Consider the following 6,461-nt stretch of genomic DNA (forward strand, 5'->3'; position numbering starts at 1 on the left):
TTCTAAAATTCTGCAAGTCTGCCCTTTTCTTCATCCATATAATACCATTTTCGAAAATTACCCCTTAACGACAGTGAATATGCTATCGCTTCTTCTCTGAAACGGAATTATGCAAAACACTCAAATAAGTACAATCATACTTTAAACTAGTTTAAAGTAAACTGATTTGTTTGATGGAACTACCATTGCTACACCTTTATTTGTTAGTACTTCGCCACTTATTGTAGCAGAAAATGAACCACCTTGGGTATAAATCTGGGGGTCTCCTTTACCAACTAAATGTTTAGTGCCTAGTGCTACTCTATATATTGGATCGTATTTATCTCCGTTGTTAAATTCATTTCCGCTATAATACACTAGAAGATCAAGTCCAGTAATAAAAGCATCCGGAGGAGTATCAACTTCAATTTCATAATGCGGGGTAACAAAACGTCCTGCAATAGTCACCCAAAAATCAACATATCCTTCTATTTTAGTTCCAGCTGCTGTTCTGAGACTATCCTTTTGATCTTAATTTAGTTAGATTTAGAGTTTTTATTAATGACGGTTGGCCAACCAATGAAAATATACCGCAAAACTAAATATATATAAATGGTTTTAATGTAAATAAGGTACTTTTTTGTCATAACTTTTTTTTGTTTATTTACGTTGTATGATTTAATGCAAAGACCCTGCCGGCTACGCCAAATGAAGCGCACAGCCGGCAGCCAAAAAACGACTTCGTTTCCGAAAAACTATAATCAGGCACAAGCGGTAATTCGACTTCATTTTGCGCCAGAAGACGGCTCTGCTCGAACGATGCAGTATCCTGTCGTGTCAAATCCCCGATTAGGATAAAATATCTACACAGAAGTCCGCTAAACGAAATAGTCGTTAGGACCCTTGTTCGACCGCCGCGATCTCAAGTATGCTCTTGCTGCATCCACACGACACTGGATCAGGACCCGTGGCTCCGGAGCCTCGAAGCAGCGAATCGGAAATGGAATGCTTTTCCCACCCAAAAGTTTAAGCACTTAAACTTTAAGAGAAAACCGAAAGAAGGGATTGACACCAAGCATTTATTTTTACTGTGGTCGTTTTTTATACATCTAAAGTTAAAGCGTTTTTACTTTTATCGAAAAAATCGACCGCCGTTTTTGCCATTCATCACTTTTGGAGGGATAATCCATGAACAGCGCAAACAAACAAGCCACCGCAAGAAAAAAGTTAACCGTATTTCTGCTCAGCTTTACGCTGCTGGGTTCCATGATCGCCATGTCGGGCCCCGTTCCGGTGAAGGCTTTTGCCGACGAGCAGGTTTCGGATGCGGAGCAGCTTGAACCGACGGAGATCTCCATCCCCATAGAAACGGATATCAATGCTGAACTCAACGCAAGCCCTTCGGCCGGAGCCTCCGAGGCGGACGTCCAAGCCTTCGCCGCTGCGGCGGGAAGCCATGACGCCAACTTTTCGCCGGAAACGCTGCAATTTCTGAAAGCCAACACCGGCCTTGACGGCGAGCAGTGGGACAACATCATGAAGCTCGTCAACAAACCGGAGCAGGACGACCTCAACTGGACGAAATATTACGGATATTGCGAGGATATCGGAGATGACCGCGGGTATACCATCGGTATTTTCGGCGCGACAACCGGGGGGCCGAACGACGAAGGGCCGGACGGTCCCGAACTTTTTAAAGAGTACGACCGCGCCAAGGGCGCAAGCAATCCAAGCGTCGAAGGCGCCCTGAAGCGTCTTGGCATCAACGGCAAAATGAAAAACGGCATCCTGGTCATCTCGGACAGCGAAAGCAAATTCGTCAAAAAAATCAACAGCCTGCAAAACGATCCGGCCTGGAGGGAAGCGATGTGGCGCACCTTCTATAACGTATACATCAAATACAGCGTCGAGCAGGCGAAAAAACGCGGCTTCACGTCGGCGCTGACGATCGGCTCTTTCGTCGACACCGCCCTCAACCAAGGCGCCACGGGCGACTCCGGCAGCCTTCAAGGCATCCTGTCCCGCTCGGGAAGCAGCAAGGACGAAAAGACGTTTATGACGAAATTTTACGCCGAGCGCACCAAAATCGTGGACACGAACGACTACAACCAGCCGCCGAACGGGAAAAACCGCGTCAAACAATGGAGCACGCTCCTGAACATGGGCGAAACCGATTTGAAAAATGCCGATGCGGCGATCCAAAAGGTCACCGATTGGGAGCTGAAATAAGGCGGATCAAAAAAGCAGGGGCATCCGGTCAAGATGCGCCCTGCTTCATGCCTTATTCGTACCAATATCCCTGAATCCCCTTCGACATCCTTACCAGCGCCTCCAGGTAATAATAATCTCCCCAAATCATGTAATCGTCGGGGCCGATGCCGCCGCGGACATGATAAGAGCCATGCTGCAGCAAGCCCTCTGCGTCCGGCATGCCGATCGTAGAGTAGTTTTCGACGAGCGACGCCATCATCCGCTGCAAAGCGTCCGCGAAATATGCGCGCTGCGGATCGCGTTCGTCCATCAGCTCAAGCAGCTCCAGCAAACCGCAGGCCACGATGGCCGAAGCGGAGCTGTCGCGCGACGTTCCCGGTTCGACCGGCGCGTCGAAATCCCAATACGCCACGTCGTCCTCCGGCAAATGTTCGATAAAATAGCGGGCCATGCGCTTGGACGTATCCAAAAAACGCTCGTCCCGCGTGTACCGGTAGGACAACGCAAAGCCGTATATTCCCCAGGCTTGCCCCCGCGTCCACGTCGAGCCGTCCTGATACCCTTGATGGGTACCGCCGCGGATGGCATTGCCGTTTTCCTGGTTGAAATAAAACGTATGGTACGACGAGCCGTCGCCGCGAACGAGGAAACGCCGGCTGAGGAGCGCGTGGCGGTATGCGATATCGTAATATTTTTCGTCGCCCGTCTGCAAATGGGCCCAATACAACAGCGGCAGGTTCAGCAGGCAGTCGATGATGATCCGTCCCCCGTTTTCCGGATCGCCTTCGGGTCCCCAGGCCTGAATCGCCCCGATTCGCGGGCGCCAGCGCAGAAGCAGCTTATCCGCCGCCTGCAGCGCCAGCTCCCGGGCTTTTTCGTCCTTCAGCACGCGCCACTGGGCAACCGCGGATAGGGAATACAAAAACCCGATGTCATGATGGTCGAGGCTGATATGCTTTTCCAGACGGTGGCGGTATTGATCCAGCTGCGCCGCCGCCGACTCACGGAAAAATCCGTCTCCGCCGTATTCGTAACAAAGCCACATCATCCCGGTATAAAAGCCTTCGATCCAGTCCTCGTTCGCGCCCCAGTCGTAACGTTTCTCTCCGTTTGCGCTCTGCCCGACAATATGAGGGAACAGCCCCGGATGGCGAACCGCATTACGTTTGATTTTTCCCGCTGCATCTTCAATCGCCTTTTGCCACATCGTACGTTGATTCTCCTTTTCAAGTTCATTCATGGTTTGAAGCAAACCTTCACGGCTTTCGGCCTCATCCTCGCGAAAAAACCATGGCCATTTCCTTCATCGGAAGCGGAGATTTGCCGCCGTATGCGCTTTCAATTGTATGTCGGCGGGGCGCAAAGAGGGGCGCTTGCCGCCCGTCTTTTGCCTCGTTCATGCGGATACCCGCGTCAACGGATCGCCGTTTTCCGGTAAGTCCCAAGAAGCGGACGCTGCTTGGGTAGGTAAAATAGCGCTGCTGTGCGCGCCGAAATGCGCTTATTAAGATAATAGGCACCGGTCGGCGGATTTGTCCATACCTTTATATCCGTGAACAAACGAACCGCCCCGTACCTCTTCGCGCGTCCGCTTTGTCCTTAACGGCTTTGCAGCTGCTTCCACACCTTTTTGTTGCTGTACCTTTTGTCGGAGCTGATATCCCGGCCGAACCACGCCGGCGGAACGAAACGTTCCGCCTCCGAAACGGAAGCGAATTCCACTTCCAATACCCGCAGTTCGATTTGCTCGTATTCGTCGATTTCGATCAGGCGGTTTCCCCAAGCGGCCGTCGTGCGCTTTTTGATCAGCGGCACCGCGCCGTGTTTGGCGATCATTTGCTCATAGAGCCCTGCCGAGATGGAATATTCCACTTCCTCCCGGGCAATGCCGTGGCCTTTTTTGAACGTATGGGTGTATTCCGTCAGGCCGGTCTTCACGTCGGAGATTTTCCGAACCCGCAGCTCCTGGTCTTCATGGATCGCCAGGTACGTCTGCTCGATCATCTGCTCCTTTTCGATCCGCAGCCCCTGTTCGTCGAGCAGCGCCGCCGGAAATTCCGGCAGCAAAAATTTGCGTTCAATCTCAAGCGCCATCCGTTTGCCTCCCGTTATGTCTTTTTCGATGCATGTACTATCCATTATACGGGCGGGGCCGGCGGGGAACAATGAGCGAACAAGCTCGCCAGACTCAAAAGCCCGGCTCATGCCGCCACCGTTTAGCCGCGAAACCGTTCCTTTAAAAAAACAAAGACCCGGACAATGATCCGGGCCTTGCCGTCATTTATTTTCAAACAAACCGAGCCGGTTCCGGAAGGAACCTTGAAGCCGGGCACGCTGTTTGCCTTGTTCTTCTTCGCTGCTTAAGCCCTCCAGAAGTCCCGTCAGTTCGTCGAACCAGGCTTCATCCCACGTGGACAAGGCAAGGTCGATCAAGCTTTCGAGATTCTGCCGGTCTGTAAGGGGGGCTGCCGGAAGCTGCTTCAGCCACGAGCTGCGCACCGCGACCGTTTTGCCGACCGCTTCTTCATGATCCGATTGAACGACGCGTACTCGAACGATCTCCTGCTGGGCATCCAGCGTCTCGATATATCCGTGAATAAACTCTCCGTCTACCGTTTTCCCTTGAACCCAATCGCCAATTTCGAATTTCATTCTTCCACCGCCTTACCTTAAATTGGTATACAAACTGTAACTGCGTATATAACAAAAAGAAGATTACTGTAATAATACTAAACACAGTTAGCTATGTCAAATCCGGGTGGCGCGAAAAAAACATCAAGCAGCGATTTGTTTCCTATTTTCATTGTATTCAATTCCCTGCCCGCAGTTCCGCTTTTCCTCACGTGACATCCCTCCTTTATTCATCCTTTCCGCATGAGTTGATCCTTATGCCCTGATCCCCGGCACCCGCAGCCAATGGAAGGCGCAAGACCATCCTCCTTGTTCAAAAACCCCCTTTTGCTGGATTTATCCGCATTATAAAATACTACGTCTCCATCCAGGAGGCTGAATCTGTTTCCGAACGGATCCTGGACGTTTCCGCTAAAGCCTTCGAGCTGCCATTGGTTCATAAGTGGGGCATGAATGTACTGCAGATGCGGATGATTCACATCTCCGTTTTGGATCGGCTCGATATCAAAGTTGACGATAATATAACCGTTTTTCAGGAAGATCGGCGAATGATCATCGAGTCCGCCATGTGTCCGAGCGTATTCAGCGATATTGGTTCCGGATCGGACAACGTATGAAGCTGCCGGCAAGCTGTACTCGCCGTACCACTTTTGAATAGAGGCATAGGCATAGATTTTTCCTTCCTAGAGTCGCTCAGAACTCAGAACACACAAACACTTTACAGACAAAAAAAGAGCCCCGTTAAGGGGCTTCAGAGTGTCGAGAAAGTCCAACGGACTTTTCGACACTCTATTTTTTATATGGGGAATCATATCTTTTAAAATAAAAATCGATTTAAAGCGCTCTGAGAACCCTACTTCAGTGACCGACGAGGCAATTTTAAACCCCCTGCAAAAAAACAGGGGGTTTCTCGACAGCCTGGAGCCCCGTTAAGGGGCTTAATTTTTATTAGAAATCTGTAGTAGAGGAAGCAAGTTTACCATATACAATACCATCTACCGGATGGTCTTTACCAACCCACTGAAGTTTATAATCTCCAAGTCGCATTCCTTGAGGATATTGGCCACCTTCTGCTCCACTTACCGGGAAGTTGTACCATTCTTTTGAGCTGTTAGCAGGTATAACCAAGGTGAAATATACCAATGATGTATCTGAATGCGTAAGTGTTACAGTTACAGGAAAAGCACTCACGTTTTTAATCAGAAGCTTAAGATGACCATTACCGGAATTAACAGTAAAAGAATTTGTCGCATCAGATCTGCCAGGAGCACTCTTTGCAATATCACTCCAAGTTTTATCAATAGTATAAGGTTGAATTTCGATCGGCTGAGTAGTTTCACCATCCTGAGAAACTACTGGTGGTACTGATACTTCTGGGGTAACTGGAGCTGCTGCTGTCACAGATGCAGCTAACGCTAAAGTTAAAACTGCCAAAAATGAAACTTTTTTCTTCATAACTTCCTACACTCTCCTCTTTTAATTATCCGACCTCAAAATTTTGAATTATAGTAATTTTGAGTGTTTTGCATAATTCCGTTTCAGAGAAGAAGCGATAGCATATTCACTGTCGTTAAGGGGTAATTTTCGAAAATGGTATTATATGGATGAAGAAAAGGGCAGACTTGCAGAATTTTAGAACA

The 6,461-nt window shown here is 49.3% G+C and carries 6 protein-coding genes and 1 pseudogene; 1 reads left to right on the forward strand and 6 read right to left on the reverse strand.

What is annotated here, in order from left to right:
- Positions 1 to 141: 141 nt before the first annotated feature.
- Positions 142 to 447 (reverse strand): hypothetical protein, encoded by a 306-nt coding sequence (locus KI367_RS26385; RefSeq protein ID WP_212953237.1) that lies wholly within the window; start codon positions 445 to 447, stop codon positions 142 to 144.
- 720 nt (positions 448 to 1,167) lie between these two features.
- Here KI367_RS26385 and KI367_RS26390 point away from each other — a divergent pair.
- On the forward strand, positions 1,168 to 2,208 hold the full coding sequence (locus KI367_RS26390; protein WP_246537345.1) for a chitosanase: 1,041 nt from the start codon (positions 1,168 to 1,170) through the stop codon (positions 2,206 to 2,208).
- Positions 2,209 to 2,260: 52 nt separating this feature from the next.
- Here KI367_RS26390 and KI367_RS26395 read toward each other — a convergent pair whose 3' ends face one another.
- The 5 genes and pseudogenes from KI367_RS26395 to KI367_RS26410 form a co-directional block, all read right to left on the reverse strand.
- The gene (locus tag KI367_RS26395) at positions 2,261 to 3,397 is read right to left on the reverse strand and encodes a glycoside hydrolase family 88 protein (RefSeq protein WP_212953240.1); all 1,137 of its coding nucleotides are present in this window, start codon (positions 3,395 to 3,397) and stop codon (positions 2,261 to 2,263) included.
- Between the two features lie 392 nt (positions 3,398 to 3,789).
- Positions 3,790 to 4,284, reverse strand: a complete 495-nt coding sequence (locus KI367_RS26400; protein ID WP_212953243.1) for a CYTH domain-containing protein — start codon at positions 4,282 to 4,284, stop codon at positions 3,790 to 3,792.
- Between the two features lie 183 nt (positions 4,285 to 4,467).
- Positions 4,468 to 4,842 (reverse strand): hypothetical protein, encoded by a 375-nt coding sequence (locus KI367_RS26405; RefSeq protein WP_036712953.1) that lies wholly within the window; start codon positions 4,840 to 4,842, stop codon positions 4,468 to 4,470.
- Positions 4,843 to 5,138: 296 nt separating this feature from the next.
- Positions 5,139 to 5,489, reverse strand: a pseudogene (locus KI367_RS27405) (DUF5704 domain-containing protein); the annotation flags it as partial.
- Between the two features lie 280 nt (positions 5,490 to 5,769).
- A complete protein-coding gene (locus KI367_RS26410) occupies positions 5,770 to 6,276 on the reverse strand; it encodes a pilus assembly protein (protein ID WP_212953246.1) in 507 nt (168 codons plus the stop codon).
- Between the last annotated feature and the right edge of the window lie 185 nt (positions 6,277 to 6,461).

The sequence above is a fragment of the Paenibacillus cookii genome (assembly GCF_018333375.1).
Lineage (GTDB): Bacteria > Bacillota > Bacilli > Paenibacillales > Paenibacillaceae > Paenibacillus_AQ > Paenibacillus_AQ cookii.

What these genes read in the sequence shown, in the direction of transcription:
- KI367_RS26405 (WP_036712953.1), bottom strand. Translation starts at nt 4,842, where the DNA reads ATGAAATTCGAAATTGGCGATTGGGTTCAAGGGAAAACGGTAGACGGA.
- KI367_RS26390 (WP_246537345.1), top strand. Translation starts at nt 1,168, where the DNA reads ATGAACAGCGCAAACAAACAAGCCACCGCAAGAAAAAAGTTAACCGTA.
- KI367_RS26410 (WP_212953246.1), bottom strand. Translation starts at nt 6,276, where the DNA reads ATGAAGAAAAAAGTTTCATTTTTGGCAGTTTTAACTTTAGCGTTAGCT.
- KI367_RS26400 (WP_212953243.1), bottom strand. Translation starts at nt 4,284, where the DNA reads ATGGCGCTTGAGATTGAACGCAAATTTTTGCTGCCGGAATTTCCGGCG.
- KI367_RS26395 (WP_212953240.1), bottom strand. Translation starts at nt 3,397, where the DNA reads ATGTGGCAAAAGGCGATTGAAGATGCAGCGGGAAAAATCAAACGTAAT.